Raw genomic sequence first — 17893 nt, forward strand, 5'->3', positions numbered from 1 at the left:
GGAACGGCCTGGTGCCGGGGCATCTGTGGACGCCCGACCGGCTGGGGAAGGGCCCGTCGCGGCTGGCGTATGCTGGCCGGTGCGACCCGCTCCGGCGGGTCGACTTCGCGCGTCCTCATCCCGCAGTCGCGGGGCAGTCGCCACCTCGGTCCCGGCCATCCGTGCCGGGTCGGTGGCGCGGCGGACGCCAGGGCGGCGCACCACCCGGTGCCCGCGTCAACCGACGAGCGCGGCCGCCGGGCGGCCGCGCGCAGACAGGAAGGCTGCGACCATGGCAGTCGTCAGCATGAAGCAGCTGCTCGACAGCGGCGTGCACTTCGGGCACCAGACCCGCCGATGGAACCCGAAGATGAAGCGCTTCATCTTCACCGAGCGCAACGGCATCTACATCATCGACCTGCAGCAGACGCTGGGGTACATCGACAACGCCTACGAGTTCGTCAAGCAGACGGTCGCGCACGGCGGTTCGATCCTCTTCGTCGGCACCAAGCGCCAGGCGCAGGAGGTCGTCGCCGAGCAGGCGCAGCGCGTCGGGATGCCCTACGTCAACCAGCGCTGGCTGGGCGGCATGCTCACCAACTTCTCGACGGTCCACAAGCGCCTGCAGCGCCTCAAGGAGCTCGAGGACATGGAGCAGACCGGCGTGCTGGTCTCGCTCTCGAAGAAGGAGCAGCTCGGCCTGACCCGCGAGAAGGCCAAGCTCGAGCGCAGCCTCGGCGGTATCCGCGACATGCAGAAGGTGCCCAGCGCCATCTGGATCGTGGACACCAAGAAGGAGCACATCGCCGTCGGCGAGGCCCGCAAGCTCAACATCCCGGTCGTCGCGATCCTCGACACCAACTGCGACCCCGACGAGGTCGACTACAAGATCCCGGGCAACGACGACGCGATCCGCAGCATCACCGTGCTCACCCGCGTGATCGCCGACGCCGTCGCCGAGGGCCTCATGGCCCGCTCGGCCGCGCAGGCCAACGCCGGCCGCGAGGACGGCGCCGAGCCGGTCATCGGTGGCGACGAGCCCCTGGCCGACTGGGAGCGCGAGCTGCTCACCGGTCAGCAGGGCGCCACCGAGCTGCCCGAGACCCCCGTCGCGCCCCCGGCCGTCAGCGCCGAGGAGGTCGCCCCGGTCGAGGGCGTGCCCGCCACCGGCAGCACCGAGACCGGCACCCAGGGCGCCCAGAACGGCTGAGGAACGACCCCCTCCGGCCCCCCGCCACCCGCGGCGGGGCCGAGGGGGCCGTCCCGCCCACCCCGCACCGAGACTCCCGAGGAAGAGACATGGCTGACTTCACCGCCGCCGACGTCAAGCGTCTCCGCGACGCCACCGGCGCCGGCATGATGGACTGCAAGAAGGCGCTCACCGAGGCCGAGGGCGACTTCGACAAGGCCGTCGAGCTCCTGCGCATCAAGGGCGCCAAGGACGTGGGCAAGCGCCTCGAGCGCTCCACCACCAACGGCATCGTGGTGAGCAAGGACGGCGCGCTGCTCGAGCTCGACTGCGAGACCGACTTCGTCGCCAAGAACGCCGACTTCGTCAAGCTCGCCGAGCAGCTGCTCGACGTCGTCCTGGCCCAGAGGCCGGCCGACGTCGACGCGCTGCTGGCCACCGAGGTCGACGGCCGCACCGTCGCCGCGCTGATCGAGGCCGAGTCGGCCCGCATCGGCGAGAAGCTGGTGCTGTCCCGCTTCGCCGTCTTCGAGGGCACCACCGCCACCTACCTGCACAAGCGGGCCACCGACCTGCCCCCGGCGATCGGTGTCGCGGTGCAGTACAGCGGTGGCAGCGAGGACGCCGCGCGCAGCCTGGCGATGCACATCGCCGCCGCCCGCCCGCGGTACCTCACCCGCGAGGAGGTCCCGGCCGAGGCCGTCGAGACCGAGCGCCGGGTCGCCGAGCAGACCGCCAAGGAGGAGGGCAAGCCCGAGCAGGCGATCACCAAGATCGTCGAGGGTCGGGTCAACGCCTACTACAAGGACTTCGTCCTCCTCGAGCAGCCGTCGATCACCGAGCCCAAGCGCACGGTCAAGCAGATCGTCGACGAGGCCGGCCTGACCGTGGAGCGGTTCGTCCGCTTCGAGGTCGGCCAGGCCTGAGCCGCAGGCTCGAAGGCACCGCAGCACCGGCCCCGTCCCCCGCAGGGACGGGGCCGGTGGTGTGTCCGGGCCCGCTCCCGCGCGCCCGCCGCCGCCGACGTGCGGCAGGATCAACCGAACGACGCCGAGCGAGGGAAGACCGTTGACCGACACCGCCGCGCCGACCACCGAGCCGGCCACAGCGCCCCTGTCCGCGCCCACCGCCTTCGAGCCCGCCGACGGCGCGGGCTACAAGCGCGTGCTGCTGAAGCTCTCCGGTGAGGCCTTCGGCGGCGGCAAGGTCGGAGTCGACTCCGGCATCGTCTCCAACATCGCCGAGCAGCTGGCCGAGGTGGTGCACGGCGGCACCCAGGTCGCCATCGTCGTCGGCGGGGGCAACTTCTTCCGCGGCGCCGAGCTCTCGCAGGCCGGCATGGACCGCCGGCACGCCGACTACATGGGCATGCTCGGCACCGTCATGAACTGCCTGGCCCTGCAGGCCTTCTGCGAGCAGGTGGGCCTGGAGACCCGGGTGCAGACGGCGATCACCATGGGCCAGGTCGCCGAGCCCTACATCCCGCGCAAGGCCGTCCGGCACCTGGAGAAGGGCCGGCTGGTCATCTTCGGCGCCGGCGCCGGCATGCCCTACTTCTCCACCGACACCGTGGCCGCCCAGCGCGCGCTGGAGATCGGCTGCCAGGTGCTGCTGATGGCCAAGAACGGCGTCGACGGCGTCTACGACGACGACCCGCGCACCAACCCCGCCGCCACCATGTACACCGACCTGGACTACGCGACCGTGCTCGCCGACCAGCTCAAGGTCGCCGACGCCACCGCCATCAGCCTGTGCATGGACAACAGCATGCCGATCGTGGTGTTCAACCTGCTGCAGGACGGCAACATCGCACGTGCGGTCGCAGGTGAGAGGATCGGGACGCTGATCAGCGACCCGGCCTGAGCGCCGGGAGCCGACCGCGCCCGAGAACCGTGAGGACGGCGACGGCCCAGCCGCGCCGCAGGAGGAGAGACCCGTGATCGACGACACCCTGCTCGACGCCGAGGAGCGGATGGACAAGGCCCTGTCGGTCGCCCGGGACGACCTCGCCGGGGTCCGCACGGGCCGTGCCGCGCCGTCCATGTTCAACAAGATCCTGGTGGACTACTACGGCGCGCCCACCCCGGTGCCCCAGATGGCCTCCATCACCGTGCCCGAGGCGCGCATGGCGGTCATCAAGCCCTACGACACCAGCCAGCTGTCGGCCATCGAGAAGGCCATCCGCGACAGCGACCTGGGGGTCAACCCCACCAACGACGGCCAGATCATCCGCGTGGTGTTCCCGCAGCTCACCGAGGAGCGCCGGCGCGACCTGGTCAAGGTGGCCCGGGCCAAGGGCGAGGACGCCAAGGTCGCCATCCGCAACATCCGCCGCCGCGCGAAGGACGAGCTCGACCGCATCGCCAAGGACGGCGAGGCCGGCGAGGACGACGTCCGCCGCGCGGAGAAGGAGCTCGACGACCTCACCGCCCAGCACGTCGCGCACGTCGACGAGGCGATGAAGAACAAGGAGACCGAGCTGCTCGAGGTCTGAGCCGCCTGCTCTCCCCGCCCATGACACCCGACCGCGGTCCCGACCGCCCCGGGCCCCGGCGCCCGGCCGCGCGGCTGGCCGAGCCGTGGGCCGGCCGCCCGGACGACGGCGGCACCGGCCCGCTGCCGGTCGTCGGCGCCCCGGCCCCGCCGGCCGCCGACCGCTCGGCCGTCGACGTGCCCGCGGCCGAGCAGGACACCGCCCCCGCGACCGCGGAGATGGCCGTGCCGACCGCCGAGATGGCGGTGCCGCCGGCCGAGGCGGTGCCGGTCCCGGCGGATCCGCCGAAGGCGGGCGGGAGCCGGGCCGGGCGGAACCTGGTCGCCGCCATCGGCGTCGGCCTCGCCCTGGGCGCGCTGGTGCTCGCCTCGCTGCTGATCTACCGGCCGGCGTTCCTGCTGGTGATCGGCGGCGCCATCCTCCTGGGGGTCGTGGAGCTCACCCGCGCGCTGCGCGCCGGCGACGCGGCACCGCCGCTCGTGCCGGTCATGGTCGGCACCGTGGCGATGTTCGCGCTTGCCTGGACCCGCGGGCCCACGGGACTGGTGGTCGGCTTCCTGCTGACCGTCCTGGCCGTGCTGCTGTGGCGGCTCGGCGACGGGCCCGAGGGCTATCTGCGGGACGCCACGACCGGCGTCCTCGTCGCCCTCTACGTCCCGCTCCTCGCCGGCTTCTGCGTGCTCCTTCTCGTCCCCGACGACGGCGCCACCCGCGTGCTGCTGTTCATCGGCACGGTGGTCGGCAACGACGTCGGCGGCTACACCGCCGGCGTGCTGTTCGGGAAGCACCCGATGGCGCCCTCGGTCAGCCCGAAGAAGTCCTGGGAGGGCATGGCCGGATCGGTCCTGGCCTGCGTGGCGGTGGCCACCCCGGTGGTCACCCTGGCGCTGGACGGGCCGTGGTGGGGCGGCGTGCTGTTCGGGGTGGCCCTCGCGGTCACCTCCACCCTCGGCGACCTGGGGGAGTCCCTGATCAAGCGCGACCTCGGCATCAAGGACATGGGCACCCTGCTGCCCGGCCACGGCGGCATCATGGACCGGCTGGACTCGCTGCTGCCCTCGGCGGTCGCGGCCTACCTGCTGCTCTCCTGGGTCGCACCCGCCTGAGGCAGGGCGGGGGCGGCGACGTCCCAGAGCGACCCGACGACGGCGAACCCGTGCCGGGCGTACCAGTGCCGCGGCCAGTCCTGCGCGTCGGCCTCCAGCGCCACCAGGTCGCAGCCGGCCTCGGCGGCCAGCGTGACCAGCCGGGCGAGGACCGCCCGGGCGTGACCGCGCCCGCGCGCCACCGGATCGGTCATCACCGATTCCACCGTGGCGGTCGCGCCGTCCACCCGCAGCTGCCCGGCCGCCACCACCTGACCGGCCTCCCGGACGGCGACGTCGGTCACCGCCGCCACCTGGTCGGCCCGGTGCTCCCGGGCGATCAGCTGGGCGACGACCTCGTCGAGGTCGGGCAGGTGCGGGGGCAGCTCCTGCCGCCACGTCCGGTCCCACAGCGGGTGCACCTCGCGCTGCTCGACGATCTCCGCCGGCTCCCCGCCGGGGAGCGGGCGCGCCGGGCCGGCCATCAGCAGGAGCTCCTCCGCCCGCCAGCCTCGGGTGCGCAGTTCCGCGGCGACGGCGTCGGCGCCCGGCCAGCAGAGCGCGGCGGCGCGCACCACCCAGCCGGCGTCGGCGGCCACCTCGCCGGCCGTGGCGGCGACCACCTCGGCCCGCGCCGCGTCGTCCGTCCCGACCGGCGCGGTGAGCAGCAGCCGGTTGTCGTCGCGCGAGTGCGGGAACCGGCGGTCGACCACCGCCACGCCGCCGGGCACGTCGCGCACCTCGGGCGCGCGGCGCACGGGCAGCGACCAGAGGGCGGCGAGGGTGCGGCCGAGCCGGTCGCCCGGCGCCGGCAGGACGGGCTCGACCGGCGGGCGCCAGGGGACGACGGCGACGACCGCGGACGTCGGCAGCGGGCCGTACAGGTGCGGAAAGCGCTCGCCGTCCGGGTCGCCGGGCACGCCGGGCTCCCAGCGCACCGGACCGGTCAGCCGCGCCGGGTCGACGACGAGCAGCGCGAGGTCCCGCCGCCCCGGGTACAGCCGCTGGGCGGGCAGGTGCACCTGCGCGGGGGTGGACAGGTGCACGAAGCCCGCGGCCGCGAGGGACGGCGGGCGCAGCTCGCCGGCCGACAGCGCCGCCCGCCAGTCGGCGGGCTCGACGAGGTGGACCAGGGGCCCGCCCGTCACGCCCGGGCCGGCGGCAGGTCCGGGTCGATGCCGCGCGCCGCCAGCGCAGCCTCGATCGCCTCGCACACCGTGCGGACGACGAACACCCGCGCCCACCGCTTGTCCTCCGCCGCCACGACGTGCCACCGGCCGGCCGGGGTGTCGGTGCGGTCGAGCATCTCCTCGACCGCGGCCTCGTAGGCCGCGCGCTTGTCGCGGTTGCGCCAGTCCTCGTCGGTGAGCTTCCAGGCCCGGAGCGGGTCGTCGCGGCGGGACTCGAACCGGCGCAGCTGCTCCTCGGGGGAGACGTGCATCCAGAACTTCACCAGGATCGTGCCCTCGGCCGCGAGCGTCGTCTCCAGGTCGACGATCTCCCCGTAGGCCCGCTGCCACGCCGCCTCGGAGGCGAAGCCCTCCACCCGCTCCACCAGCACCCGGCCGTACCAGGTGCGGTCCAGCACGGCCATCCCGCCCCAGCCCGGCAGCACCGGCCAGAACCGCCAGAGGAAGTGGTGCCGCTTCTCGTCGTGCGTGGGTGCGGCGAACTGGGCGACCCGCACGTGGCGGGGGTCCAGCTCGTCGACCAGGCGCTTGATCGCACCGCCCTTGCCGGAGGCGTCCCAGCCCTCGAACAGCACGCACAGCGGCGGGCCCAGCTCGCCGCCCAGCTGGCCGCCGAGGCGCAGTCGTAGCTGCACCAGCCGGCGCTGCGCGTCGGCGAGCTGCTCCTTGGCCTCGCGCTTGCCCAGGCGCAGGGACAGGTCCACGTCGGCGAGCCGGCTCATGACGGGACAGCTTGGCGCATCCGCGCCCGGTTCTCCTGGCGAGATCGGCGATCCCGGCGCCGTCAGCCGCCGGAGCCGCCGGGATCGGCGATCCCGGCGGGTGGCGGCCCCGCGTGCTGCCGGATCCACGCGTGCATGGCGATCCCCGCGGCGACACCGGCGTTGATCGAGCGGGTGGAGCCGTACTGCGCGATCGACAGGACGCCGTCGGCGGCGGTGCGGGCCTCCTCGGACAGCCCGCTGCCCTCCTGTCCGAACAGCAGCACGCAGGCGCGGGGGAGCGCCGCGGTCTCCAGCGGGGAGGCGCCGGGCAGGTTGTCCACGGCCAGCAGCGGCAGGCCCTCGGCGCGGGCCCAGGCGGCCAGCGCGGCGACGTCGGGGTGGTGGCGCACGTGCTGGTAGCGGTCGGTGACCATCGCGCCGCGCCGGTTCCACCGGCGGCGGCCGACGACGTGCACCGCCTCGGCGAGGAACGCGTTGGCGGTGCGGACGACCGTGCCGATGTTCAGGTCGTGCCGCCAGTTCTCGATGGCGACGTGGAAGGGGTGCCGGTGCCGGTCGAGGTCGGCGACGATCGCCTCGACGGTCCAGTAGCGGTACCGGTCGACGACGTTGCGCCGGTCGCCGCCGGCCAGCAGCTCGGGGTCGTAGCGCGGATCGGCCGGCCACGGCCCCTCCCACGGGCCGACCCCGACGACGTCGAGCACCGGCTCGGGGGAGGTGAGTTCCCTCTCGGCGTCGGTCACCAGCGGCACGCTAGTGGGAGCATGGGAGACGCCATGACTGCCCTGCCCCTGGTCTTCGACGCCCCCCGCCGCGGCAAGCCGCCGCGCCACCTCGCCGACCTCACCCGCGACGAGGCCCGTGCGGCGGTCGCCGAGCTCGGGCAGCCGGCCTTCCGCGCCGACCAGCTGGCCCGGCACTTCTACCGCGGGATCACCGACCCCGCGCAGATGACCGACGTCCCGGCCGCCGCCCGCGAGGCGCTGTCCGGCGCGCTGCTGCCCGGCCTGCTCACCCCCGTGCGGCACCAGGCCGCCGACGGCGGGCGCACCCGGAAGACGCTGTGGCGGCTGCACGACGGCGCGCTGGTCGAGAGCGTCCTCATGCGCTACCCGGAGCGGGCCACCGTGTGCATCTCCAGCCAGGCCGGCTGCGGCATGGCCTGCCCGTTCTGCGCGACCGGCCAGGGCGGCCTGACCCGCAACCTGTCCGCCGCCGAGATCATCGGGCAGGCGGTGGCCGCGGCCGCGGCCATGGCGAACGGGGAGATCGCCGGCGGTCCGGGCCGGCTGAGCAACGTCGTCTTCATGGGCATGGGGGAGCCGCTGGCCAACTACGCCCGCGTGCGCACCACCCTCGCCGCCCTCACCGGCTCGGCGCCCTACGGGCTGGGCCTGTCCCAGCGGTCGATCACCGTGTCCACGGTGGGTGTCGTGCCCGGCATCCGGAAGCTCACCGAGGAGGGGCTGGCGGTCACGCTCGCGGTCAGCCTGCACGCGCCGGACGACGAGCTGCGCGACACCCTCGTGCCGATCAACACCCGGTACAAGGTGGCCGAGGTCGTGGCCGCCGCCGACGCCTACGCCGAGCGCACCGGCCGCCGCTACTCGGTCGAGTACGCGCTGATCCGCGACGTCAACGACCAGCCGGAACGGGCCGATCTGCTCGGCCGGCTGCTCGCCCGCCGCCGCGCGCACGTGAACCTCATCCCGCTCAACCCCACGCCGGGCAGCCCGTGGGACGCCAGCCCGCTGCCGGCCCAGCGCGAGTTCGTCGCGCGGCTGCGCGCCGCGGGCGTGCCGACGACGGTGCGCGACACCCGCGGCCAGGACATCGACGGCGCCTGCGGCCAGCTGGCGGCGGCCGACATGTGGGCCCGTCCCGAGGCTGGCCCCGAGCCTGCGAGGGGTGAGCAGGACGGGGTCCTCGCCGCCACGGTCGCCACGCCGACCCCGTGCGCGGAGCCGCCGGTCGCGCTCGGCGCCGAGGCCGACGAGTGACGGCGGGCACCGACGCCGTCCCGCCCGCGGAGGTCCACGAGCACACCCACGCCGACGTCTCCGGCGGCTGGCTGCGGGCGGCGGTCTTCGGGGCGATGGACGGGCTGGTCACCAACACGGCGCTGGTCGCCGGTGTCGGCGGTGGCGGGGCCGGCCCCCGGGCCATCGTGCTCTCGGGGGTGGCCAGCCTGGTCGCCGGCGCCATCTCGATGGCGCTGGGCGAGTACACGTCGGTGAAGACCCAGAACGAGCAGCTCGACCTCGAGGTCGCCAAGGAGCGGCGGGAGCTGGAGCGCAACCCGCGGGGCGAGCTGGCCGAGCTGGTGGAGATGCTGCGGGTGCGCGGCGTGGAGCCCGGTCTCGCCGAGGAGGTGGCCCGGCAGCTGTCCCGCGATCCGGAGACGGCGCTGCGGCTGCACGTGGTCGCCGAGATGGGCGTCAGCCCGGAGGACAAGCCCTCGCCGCGGACGGCGGCGATCTCGTCGTTCCTGACCTTCGGGGTGGGCGCGGTCGTGCCGCTGCTGCCGTTCCTGCTGGGCGGCTCGCTGCTGTGGGTCGCGCTGCTGTGCGGCGGGGCGGGCCTGGCGCTGGCCGGCGCGCTCTCGTCGCGCTTCACCCCCCGGCCGTGGTGGTACGCGGCCGGCCGGCAGCTGCTGTTCGGCGCGCTGGCGGCCGGGGCGACCTACCTCATCGGCCTGGCGATCGGCGTCACCGCCACGTAGGCACGAGCCTCGCGCCCCGGCCTACGGTGGGGGGCAGCGGGGTCCTTCTACTTCGCGCGCCAGGCGTTCTTCCGGCGCCGCCAGTCGGCGATCATGATCAGGATCATCACGAGGACGAGCCCGACGATCCACAGGTCCTCGACCCGGCCCTCGTGGTTGCCGACCAGGTAGGCCAGCGTCCAGAGGATCGCGATGACCGCGCCGATGCGTCCCAGCCGGCCGGTCTCCCCGTGCCAGCCCCAGTCCTCGGGGCGCTCGTGGTCGACGGGGTGGGCATCCCGCCGGACCACGGCCTCCTCGCGGTTGGGCTGGTTCACCCGCTCGGTCGCCGGGTCGTGCGTGGTGACTCGCTCGCGGTGGGTCTGGTCGCTCACGCCCCCATCCTGCCAGCCGGGCGCGGGGTGCACCCCACCAGTCCCGGGCGGGTCGGGGAGGATGTGCCCGTGAGCGGACAGGCGGGTGAGCATCGCAGGGAGCGCCGGCGACCGAGGAGCGGAGCCCGCCGCGGGAGCGAACCGGTGACTCCGTGAGCGAGCCGCGCGAGGTGACCGTCCTCGGCTCGACCGGCTCGATCGGCCGGCAGGCGATCGCGGTGGCCGAGCAGAACCCCGACCGGCTGCGCATCACCGGGCTGGCCGCCGGCGGCGGCAACATCGCCGAGCTGGCCGAGCAGGCGCTCGCGCTCGGCGTCCGCACCGTCGCGGTGGCCCGCGCGACCGCCGCCCAGGACCTCCAGCTCGCCTTCTACGCCGCGGCCTCCCAGCGCGGCTGGGCGCGCGGGGAGTACGCGCTGCCCGAGATCCTGGCCGGGCCGCGGGCCGCCGAGGAGCTGGCGGCGCGCCCCGCCGACGTCGTCCTCAACGGCATCACCGGCTCGATCGGGCTGGGCCCCACGCTCGCCGCGCTGGCGGCCGGGCGCACGGTGGCCCTCGCCAACAAGGAGTCCCTGGTGGCCGGCGGCGACCTGGTCACCGCGGCGGCCGCGCCCGGCCAGCTCGTGCCGGTCGACTCCGAGCACTCGGCGCTGGCCCAGTGCCTGCGCGGCGGCGACCGGGGTGAGGTGGCCCGCCTGGTGCTCACCGCCAGCGGCGGTCCCTTCCGGGGCCGGCGCGCCGAGGAGCTCGCCGGTGTCACCGTCGAGCAGGCGCTGGCGCACCCCACCTGGGCGATGGGCCCGGTCGTGACGATCAACTCCGCGACGCTGGTCAACAAGGGGCTGGAGCTGATCGAGGCGCACCTGCTCTTCGGCGTCCCCTACGCCGACATCGACGTGGTGGTGCACCCGCAGTCGATCGTGCACTCGATGGTCACCTTCGCCGACGGCGCGACGATCGCCCAGGCCAGCCCGCCGGACATGCGGCTGCCGATCGCCCTGGCCCTGGCCTGGCCGAACCGGCTGCCGCACGTGCAGCCGGCGCTGGACTGGTCGACCGCCAGCACCTGGGAGTTCGCGCCGCTGGACCACCGGGCCTTCCCCGCCGTCCGGCTGGCCCGGCAGGCCGGCGAGGCCGGGGGAGTGGTGCCGGCGCTGTACAACGCGGCCAACGAGGAGGCGGTCGCGGCGTTCGTGGCGGGTCGGCTGTCGTTTCCCGGCATCGTCGACCTCGTCGCGCGTACCCTCGACGACGCGCCGGACCTCGGCGCTCCCACCTGCGTGGACGACGTCCTGGCCGCTGAGCGGTGGGCCCGGCAGCACGCCCGCGCCGCCATCGCCGGAGGCTGAGCTGAGCGGGTTCCTCCTGACCGTCCTCGGGATCGTCGCCTTCGCGGTCGGCCTGCTGTTCTCCATCGGCTTCCACGAGTTCGGCCACTTCTACTGGGCGCGCCGCTTCGGCATGCGCGTGCCGCAGTTCATGGTCGGCTTCGGCCCCACGCTCTGGTCGCGGACCCGCGGGGAGACCGAGTACGGCATCAAGGCCATCCCGATGGGCGGCTACATCCGCATCGTCGGCATGATCCCGCCGGCCGAGGAGGGCGAGAGCAAGCGCGCCACCCGGATGCGGAAGTTCATCGCCGAGGTCCGCGGGCAGGCGCTCAACGACGTCCGTCCCGGCGACGAGGGCCGCGTGTTCTACGCCAAGCCCTGGTGGCAGCGGGTGATCGTGATGTTCGCCGGCCCCTTCCACAACCTGGTCCTGGCCGTCGTCTTCTTCACCATCGTGCTGACCGCCGTCGGCACCAGCGTGGCGACGACGACGGTGCGCGAGGTCCCCGCGTGCGTGCTGCCAGCGGGCGCCGAGAGCGCCACCGCCGAGGAGCCGTGCTCGGTGCCGATCACCGCCGCCGGCGCCCTGTGCGAGGAGGGGACGCCGGGCTGCGCGCTGCCCCAGCAGAGCCCGGCCGCGGCGGCCGGGCTGCGCCCCGGCGACACCATCGTCGCCATCGACGGGCAGCAGCTGGACCGCACCGCCTACGACAGCTGGACGGCGGTGCAGGAGTCGATCCGCAACAGCCCCGGGGAGCCGCTGCAGCTGACCATCGAGCGGGACGGCGAGCAGCGCGACGTGACCGTCACGCCGATCGCCAACACCGTCTACGTGGAGGCCGGCAGCGACGAGACCGCGACCGCGGGCTACCTGGGTGTCTCGCCCACGGCCGAGCTGGCGCGGCAGTCCTTCGCCGACGTCCCGGGCTACTTCGGGATGATCGTCTCGAACTCGGTCCAGCGGCTGGTGGAGATCCCCGAGCGGATCCCGCAGCTGTTCCGCGCGGCCTTCCTCGGCGAGGAGCGCGACGAGAACGGGCCGATCGGCGTCGTCGGCGTGGGCCGCATCTCCGGTGAGGTCTTCGCCATCCAGGACTTCAGCACCGCGCAGAAGGTCAGCTTCTTCCTGAGCCTGCTGGCCAGCGTCAACCTGGTGCTGTTCCTGTTCAACCTGCTGCCGATCTACCCGCTGGACGGCGGGCACGTGGCCGGGGCGCTGTACGAGAAGGCCCGGTCGACGGTGGCCCGCTGGCGCGGCCGGCCCGACCCCGGCCCGTTCGACATCGCCCGGCTGATGCCGGTGGCCTACGTCGTCGCCGGGTTGTTCCTGGCACTGTCGGGCCTGCTGCTGGTCGCCGACATCGTCAACCCGATCACACTCCAGTAGTCCGCCGGTCTCCGTCGCGGCGACGGCCTGCGCGGACGGGGATACTCGGGGCATGGCGCTCCCCGTCAGCCTCGGCATGCCCGCGGCGCCCCCGCCCGTGCTCGCCCCCCGCCGCAAGACCCGCCAGCTCGACGTGGGCGGCGTCGGGGTCGGCAGCGACTTCCCCGTCAGCGTCCAGTCGATGACGACGACGAAGACCGCCGACGTCAACGCGACCCTGCAGCAGATCGCCGAGCTCACCGCGGCCGGCTGCCAGATCGTGCGGGTCGCGGTGCCGGACACCGACGACGCCGAGGCGCTGCCGGAGATCGCGCGGCACTCGCAGATCCCGGTGATCGCCGACATCCACTTCCAGCCGCGCTACGTCTTCGCCGCGATCGACGCCGGCTGCGCCGCCGTCCGGGTCAACCCGGGCAACATCAAGAAGTTCGACGACCGGGTCGGCGAGATCGCCCGGGCGGCCAAGGACGCCGGCATCCCCATCCGCATCGGCGTCAACGCCGGCTCCCTCGACAAGCGGCTGCTGGCCAAGTACGGCAAGGCCACCCCCGAGGCGCTGGTCGAGTCCGCGCTGTGGGAGTGCTCGCTGTTCGAGGAGCACGATTTCCGCGACATCAAGATCTCGGTGAAGCACAACGACCCGGTGGTCATGGTCCGCGCCTACGAGCTGCTGGCGGCCCAGTGCGACTACCCGCTGCACCTGGGCGTCACCGAGGCCGGGCCGGCCTTCCAGGGCACGATCAAGTCCGCCGTCGCCTTCGGCGCCCTGCTCAGCAAGGGGATCGGCGACACCATCCGCGTCTCGCTGTCCGCCCCGCCGGTGGAGGAGGTCAAGGTCGGCACCCAGATCCTGGAGTCGCTGAACCTGCGCCAGCGCGGCCTGGAGATCGTCAGCTGCCCTTCCTGCGGGCGGGCCCAGGTCGACGTCTACAAGCTCGCCGACGAGGTGACCGCCGGGCTCGACGGGCTGGAGGTGCCGCTGCGGGTGGCGGTCATGGGCTGCGTCGTCAACGGTCCCGGCGAGGCCCGCGAGGCCGACCTCGGCGTCGCCTCGGGCAACGGCAAGGGGCAGATCTTCGTCAAGGGCGAGGTCGTGAAGACCGTGCCCGAGTCGCAGATCGTGGAGACCCTCATCGAGGAGGCCATGCGCCTGGCCGCCGAGATGCCGGCCGCCGAGCAGGCCGGTGACGGCGTCCCCACCGGATCGCCCGTCGTCACCGTCAGCTGACCCCGCCGGTGCTCCGGACCGCCCCCGCCCGCGTCCTCGACGAACGTGACGAGGCCGCCGTCCGCCGGCTGCTGGACACCGACCCCGTGGCCGCCTGCGTCATCGCCGGTCGCGTCGAGGTCGCCGGCACCCGCCCGGCGACCCTCGGCGCCCCGCTGTGGGGCACGGGGACGGGCCGCGACCTCGACGCCGTGTGCCTGGCCGGCGGGAACCTGATCCCGTTCGCCCTGCCCGGCTGCGAGCAGGCGGCGGCCGCGGCGTTCGCCGACCGCGCCCGGCGCGCCGGGCGGCGCTGCTCGACGATCGTCGGCCCCGCCGGCGCGGTCGCCCCCCTGTGGGAGCTGCTGGCCCCGCACTGGGGGCCGGCCCGCGACCACCGGCCGCAGCAGCCGCTGCTGGCCATCGAGGGCCCGCCGGCCGTCGCCCCGGAGCCGCGGGTGCGCCCGGTGCACTCCTCGGAGCTCGAGGTGCTGCTGCCGGCCGCGATCGCGATGTTCACCGAGGAGGTCGGGGTCAGCCCGCTGCGCTCCGACGGCGGCGCCTCCTACCGCGCCCGGGTGGCCGACCTCGTGCGCGCCGGTCAGTCGCTGGCCTGGATCGAGGACGGCCGGGTGCTGTTCAAGGCCGAGATCGGCGCCGTCTCCCGGGCGGCCTGCCAGATCCAGGGCGTGTGGGTGGCGCCCGAGGCGCGCGGTCGCGGCATCGGCACCGCCGGCACCGCCGCCGTCGTCGAGTACGCCCGGTCGGTCATCGCTCCCGTGGTCAGCCTCTACGTCAACGACTACAACGCGCCGGCGCGGGCGGCCTACGCCCGGGTCGGCTTCCGCGAGGTCGGGCGGTACGCCAGCGTCCTCTTCTGAGGCGGCCTCCCCTCCCGCGGGGCACCGGTCTGGGAGGCTGTCGTCCGTGGCGGTACGACGGCTCCCGGTCCTGCTCACGACGGTCGGCCTGCTGGCGGTGCCGGTGCTCGCGGCGTGCTCCGCCGACGACCCGACCGACGACGTCCGCGCGGCCGCCCAGCAGTTCCTCGACGACTGGGCCGGCGGTGATCTGGCGGGCGCCGCCGGGGCCACCAGCGACCCCGACGCGGCCACCGCGCTGCTCGACCAGACCGCCGCGGACCTGCCCGGCGCCGTCCTGGCCGCCGAGCTCGGCGACGTCGCCGTCGAGGACGAGACCGCGACGGTCGGCTGGACCGCCACCTGGGACCTCGCCGCGGCGCCCAGCTGGACCTACGACGCCACCCTCGACCTGCGCTCCACCGACGACGGCTGGGAGGTCGTCGCGCAGCCCTCGATCGTGCACCCGGAGCTCGACGAGGGCCAGCGCCTGGAGCTGACCCGCACCCTGCCCGAGCGGGCGGCCGTCACCGACGCCTCCGGCGCGCCGATCTTCACCCCGACCGAGGTCGTGAACGTCGGCGTCGACCCCGGCCAGGTCACCGACCTGGTGGGGCTGGCGGCGGCGCTGTCGGCGGCCACCGGCATCCCGGCCGAGGAGATCCAGGCCGACGTCCAGGCCGCTCCGCCGGGCCAGTTCGTGCCGGTCATCACGCTGCGCCGGCCCGACTTCGAGGCCATCCGCGCCCAGGTGTTCGACCTCCCGGGAGCGGTCTTCCCGACCAGCACCCGCCTGCTGGCGCCCACCGCACGCTTCGCCACCGCGCTGCTCGGCCGGGTCGGCGACGCGACGCAGGAGGTGCTGGACGAGGCCACCGACGACGGCGACCCGATGTACGCCGCCGGCGACCAGCTCGGCCTGTCGGGCCTGCAGAGGGCGCTGCAGGAGCAGCTCACCGGCACCCCGGGCTTCGAGGTCCAGGTGGTGAGCACCGACGAGGCCGCCGGCCACGAGGGCCTTCCCGTGGCGACCGTCGCGCCGGTGCCGGGCACCCCGGTGCAGACGCCGATCGTGCCCCTGCTGCAGAACGCCGCGGACGCCGCCGTCGCCCAGCAGCAGCTGCCCACGCACCTGGTCGTCGTGCGGCCGGGCACCGGCGAGGTGCTCGCCGTCTCGTCCAACGAGGCCGCCGTCCCGGCCAACGCGCTGACCGGGGAGTATCCGCCCGGCTCGAGCATGAAGGCGATGACGGCGACCGCGCTGCTCACCGCCGGCGCGCTCACCCCCGAGACCCCGGTGCCGTGCCCGGGGACGACGGTGGTGGAGGGCCGGGAGTTCGAGAACCAGGACCAGTTCGACCTGGGCACGGTGCCCTTCACCGAGGCCTTCGCCGAGTCGTGCAACACGACCTTCATCCAGCAGGGGCTGCAGCTGCCCGACCCGGCGCTGGCCGAGGCGGCGGCGTCCTACGGCGTGGGCAGCGACTGGCAGCTGCCGGTCGGCCTGTTCAGCGGCAGCGTGCCGGCCGACAGCACCGGCACCACCAAGGCGGCCAACGCGATCGGCCAGGGGCAGGTGCTGATGAGCCCGGTGGCCCTCGCGCTGGTCGCCGCGGGAATCGCCAGCGGCACCCCGGCCCCGCCCGTCGAGGTCGTCGGCGCCGAGCCGGCGGGGGAGGCCCCGGCCGGCCCCGGCCCGGCGGTGCTCGACCAGCTGCGGCCGATGATGCGCCAGGTCGTGCTGACCGGCACCGCCACCGCGCTGGCCGACGACGGCGAGGTGTACGGCAAGACCGGCACCGCCGAGTACGGCAGCAACACCCCGCCCGACGCGCACGGCTGGTTCATGGGCTTCCAGCTGGCCGGCCCGCAGGGGGACATCGCGTTCGCCGTCCTCGTCGAGGGCGGGCAGTCCAGCAGCACCGCCGTCGCCGTCACCGACGCCTTCCTGGGGTCGCTGGGCTGAGCGCTCAGGCGTGCCGGAACGCGACCGCCTCGGCGCGCGCGAACCGGCCGCCGAACAGCTTCAGGACCAGCCGGAACACCGGCCCGGCGGCGGCGAAGGCCCGGTCGGTCGCCGCGCGGGGGAGGCCCTGCGCCGCCCACGGGATGAGGAACGCGAGGTCGGACAGGCTGCCGCCCTTGCCGGCCGCCTCCTCCACCCGGGCCCAGCCCTCGGCCGGCAGCACCCGCTGGACCAGCGGCAGGGCCTCGGTCTCCTCGTGGCGCAGGTGCTCGGTGAGGCTGTCGCGGGCCGCGGCGGTCTGCCGGGCGAGCTCCGCGCGGACGTCCTCGCCGGGTGTCGTGGCCATCGCCCCGAAGCCGGCGGCGCAGGCCTCCAGCAGCGGGTCGATCAGCGCGTGCTCGGCCTCCATCGCCTCCAGCGTCTCCCGGGCCTGCGGATCCCCGGCGGCGTCGGCGAGCTCCAGCAGCTGCGGCCACAGCGTCGTGTCCTCGACGGTGTGGTGGTGGTGGAGGACCTTCGCGAACCGCTGCCAGCGGGCGGCCAGCGCCCGCCAGGACTCGCCGTCGGTGACGGGGGTGCGCTCCGCGGCGCGGGCGAAGGCGGCCAGGTCGCGGCGGAAGGCGTGGTGGGCCACGTACATCCCGCTCAGGTCGTTGGGGCCCTCGGCGACGTGGGTCTGCCCGGGCAGGTCCAGCTGGGTGCCGGCGGGGGCGGTGCCGGTGGCGGGGGTGCCGGTGGTGGGGGTGGTGGCGGTGGTGGCGGTCATGGGTCGGTCCTCCTGCGGACGCCGTCCCGGGGTCTCGGTGTCGCCCCGGTGCTGACCGCAGCGTCGGACCGCGCCCTTGCGGTCAGCTTGCGGCCCGCTGGCGACGCGCTCTCAACCGCGCGTCAGGACCGGGGACTCAGCCCTCCGCGAGCCCGGGCAGGGCCCGGGTGAGCGGGACCTGGCCGGCCGCCGCCCGCCAGGCCACGGCGCGGACCTCGGCGGCGCCGAGCTCGACCACCGCCAGCTGCCGCACGTCGGAGGCCACCGACCGGTCGAGCACCCGCACCCACGCCGCGCTCGTGCCGTCCTCCAGCACGACCGCTAGGGCGGCCGCGTCGACGGGGGAGAGCACGGGGAACGGCAGGGCGTAGCCGGCCTCGGTGGCGACCGGGTCGGCGCCGCGCCCGTCGAGCAGGCCGGCCACCCGGTCCCGGACGTCGCGGTGCGCGTTCTCGGCGGTGACCGCCGCGTCGCGGTCCGCCGGCGGCAGGGCGGCGCCGACGACGCCGTAGCCCCACACCGCGGCGTGCTCGGCGGCCAAGGCCTCCTGCAGCGCGGCCTCCTCGGTCGCCTCGTCCTGCCCGCCGGTGCCCTCGTCAGCCACGTCCGGCCTCCCCG

The 17893-nt window shown here is 74.9% G+C and carries 18 protein-coding genes; 12 read left to right on the top strand and 6 right to left on the bottom strand.

The genetic code is table 11. From position 1 onward, the window contains the following. Positions 1-271: 271 nt before the first annotated feature. From rpsB to ACI79R_RS05280, 5 genes are all read left to right on the top strand, one after another. A complete protein-coding gene (gene rpsB, locus ACI79R_RS05260) occupies positions 272-1189 on the top strand; it encodes a 30S ribosomal protein S2 (RefSeq protein ID WP_456572523.1) in 918 nt (305 codons plus the stop codon). Positions 1190-1278: 89 nt separating this feature from the next. Continuing rightward, complete coding sequence (gene tsf / locus ACI79R_RS05265) at positions 1279-2094, top strand: translation elongation factor Ts (protein ID WP_456572524.1); 816 nt, start codon at positions 1279-1281, stop codon at positions 2092-2094. A gap of 142 nt (positions 2095-2236) precedes the next feature. Then, complete coding sequence (pyrH, locus tag ACI79R_RS05270) at positions 2237-3031, top strand: UMP kinase (protein ID WP_456572525.1); 795 nt, start codon at positions 2237-2239, stop codon at positions 3029-3031. Between the two features lie 73 nt (positions 3032-3104). Continuing rightward, on the top strand, positions 3105-3662 hold the full coding sequence (gene frr, locus ACI79R_RS05275; protein ID WP_456572526.1) for a ribosome recycling factor: 558 nt from the start codon (positions 3105-3107) through the stop codon (positions 3660-3662). 20 nt (positions 3663-3682) lie between these two features. After that, positions 3683-4768 (top strand): phosphatidate cytidylyltransferase, encoded by a 1086-nt coding sequence (locus ACI79R_RS05280; protein ID WP_456572527.1) that lies wholly within the window; start codon positions 3683-3685, stop codon positions 4766-4768. Here the strand turns inward: ACI79R_RS05280 and ACI79R_RS05285 are convergent. The 3 genes from ACI79R_RS05285 to ACI79R_RS05295 all read right to left on the bottom strand — a co-directional run bounded on the left by ACI79R_RS05285 (position 4735) and on the right by ACI79R_RS05295 (position 7405). Next, complete coding sequence (locus ACI79R_RS05285; RefSeq protein ID WP_456572528.1) at positions 4735-5895, bottom strand: GNAT family N-acetyltransferase; 1161 nt, start codon at positions 5893-5895, stop codon at positions 4735-4737. The two genes, ACI79R_RS05280 and ACI79R_RS05285, sit on opposite strands and share 34 nt — an antisense overlap. Further along, the gene (locus ACI79R_RS05290) at positions 5892-6659 is read right to left on the bottom strand and encodes a polyphosphate kinase 2 family protein (protein ID WP_456572529.1); all 768 of its coding nucleotides are present in this window, start codon (positions 6657-6659) and stop codon (positions 5892-5894) included. The genes ACI79R_RS05285 and ACI79R_RS05290 overlap by 4 nt, the downstream gene beginning before the upstream one ends. Positions 6660-6721: 62 nt before the next feature. Next, entirely contained in the window at positions 6722-7405 is a 684-nt protein-coding gene (locus ACI79R_RS05295) for a TrmH family RNA methyltransferase (RefSeq protein ID WP_456572530.1), read from the bottom strand. A 33-nt stretch (positions 7406-7438) separates the two neighbouring features. On the opposite strand from ACI79R_RS05295, the gene rlmN reads away from it, so the two are divergent. Both rlmN and ACI79R_RS05305 read left to right on the top strand, forming a co-directional pair. Continuing rightward, positions 7439-8662: a 23S rRNA (adenine(2503)-C(2))-methyltransferase RlmN gene (gene rlmN, locus ACI79R_RS05300; RefSeq protein WP_456572531.1), complete on the top strand. Its 1224-nt coding sequence runs from the start codon at positions 7439-7441 to the stop codon at positions 8660-8662. Beyond that, positions 8659-9384 carry a VIT1/CCC1 transporter family protein gene (locus ACI79R_RS05305; RefSeq protein WP_456572532.1) on the top strand — a complete coding sequence of 242 codons (726 nt, stop codon included), beginning with the start codon at positions 8659-8661 and terminating at the stop codon, positions 9382-9384. Before rlmN ends, ACI79R_RS05305 begins: the two co-directional genes overlap by 4 nt. Before the next feature lie 47 nt (positions 9385-9431). Here ACI79R_RS05305 and ACI79R_RS05310 read toward each other — a convergent pair whose 3' ends face one another. Then, entirely contained in the window at positions 9432-9758 is a 327-nt protein-coding gene (locus ACI79R_RS05310; RefSeq protein ID WP_456572533.1) for a DUF2631 domain-containing protein, read from the bottom strand. A gap of 152 nt (positions 9759-9910) precedes the next feature. Here ACI79R_RS05310 and dxr point away from each other — a divergent pair, with 152 nt between their 5' ends. Genes dxr through ACI79R_RS05335 form a run of 5 tightly spaced genes read left to right on the top strand, consistent with a single transcriptional unit; the run spans position 9911 to position 16509 of the window. Next, positions 9911-11107 carry a 1-deoxy-D-xylulose-5-phosphate reductoisomerase gene (dxr, locus tag ACI79R_RS05315; RefSeq protein ID WP_456572534.1) on the top strand — a complete coding sequence of 399 codons (1197 nt, stop codon included), beginning with the start codon at positions 9911-9913 and terminating at the stop codon, positions 11105-11107. Between the two features lie 31 nt (positions 11108-11138). Next, on the top strand, positions 11139-12476 hold the full coding sequence (locus ACI79R_RS05320; protein WP_456572560.1) for a M50 family metallopeptidase: 1338 nt from the start codon (positions 11139-11141) through the stop codon (positions 12474-12476). Positions 12477-12528: 52 nt separating this feature from the next. Then, positions 12529-13704 (top strand): flavodoxin-dependent (E)-4-hydroxy-3-methylbut-2-enyl-diphosphate synthase, encoded by a 1176-nt coding sequence (gene ispG, locus ACI79R_RS05325; RefSeq protein ID WP_456572535.1) that lies wholly within the window; start codon positions 12529-12531, stop codon positions 13702-13704. Positions 13705-13712: 8 nt separating this feature from the next. Next, on the top strand, positions 13713-14564 hold the full coding sequence (locus ACI79R_RS05330) for a GNAT family N-acetyltransferase (RefSeq protein ID WP_456572536.1): 852 nt from the start codon (positions 13713-13715) through the stop codon (positions 14562-14564). A 46-nt stretch (positions 14565-14610) separates the two neighbouring features. Further along, on the top strand, positions 14611-16509 hold the full coding sequence (locus ACI79R_RS05335) for a penicillin-binding transpeptidase domain-containing protein (RefSeq protein WP_456572537.1): 1899 nt from the start codon (positions 14611-14613) through the stop codon (positions 16507-16509). Between the two features lie 4 nt (positions 16510-16513). Here ACI79R_RS05335 and ACI79R_RS05340 read toward each other — a convergent pair whose 3' ends face one another. Next, positions 16514-17275, bottom strand: a complete 762-nt coding sequence (locus ACI79R_RS05340) for a hemerythrin domain-containing protein (RefSeq protein WP_456572538.1) — start codon at positions 17273-17275, stop codon at positions 16514-16516. 136 nt (positions 17276-17411) lie between these two features. Further along, positions 17412-17879 carry a ferritin-like domain-containing protein gene (locus tag ACI79R_RS05345; RefSeq protein WP_456572539.1) on the bottom strand — a complete coding sequence of 156 codons (468 nt, stop codon included), beginning with the start codon at positions 17877-17879 and terminating at the stop codon, positions 17412-17414. Positions 17880-17893: the final 14 nt, after the last annotated feature.

The organism is Blastococcus sp. SYSU D00820, assembly GCF_054050695.1.

Excerpts from the sequence above, each read along its gene's own strand:
- tsf (WP_456572524.1), top strand. The coding sequence starts at position 1,279 with ATGGCTGACTTCACCGCCGCCGACGTCAAGCGTCTCCGCGACGCCACC.
- rlmN (WP_456572531.1), top strand. The coding sequence starts at position 7,439 with ATGACTGCCCTGCCCCTGGTCTTCGACGCCCCCCGCCGCGGCAAGCCG.
- ACI79R_RS05280 (WP_456572527.1), top strand. The coding sequence starts at position 3,683 with ATGACACCCGACCGCGGTCCCGACCGCCCCGGGCCCCGGCGCCCGGCC.
- rpsB (WP_456572523.1), top strand. The coding sequence starts at position 272 with ATGGCAGTCGTCAGCATGAAGCAGCTGCTCGACAGCGGCGTGCACTTC.
- ispG (WP_456572535.1), top strand. The coding sequence starts at position 12,529 with ATGGCGCTCCCCGTCAGCCTCGGCATGCCCGCGGCGCCCCCGCCCGTG.
- ACI79R_RS05290 (WP_456572529.1), bottom strand. The coding sequence starts at position 6,659 with ATGAGCCGGCTCGCCGACGTGGACCTGTCCCTGCGCCTGGGCAAGCGC.
- ACI79R_RS05340 (WP_456572538.1), bottom strand. The coding sequence starts at position 17,275 with ATGACCGCCACCACCGCCACCACCCCCACCACCGGCACCCCCGCCACC.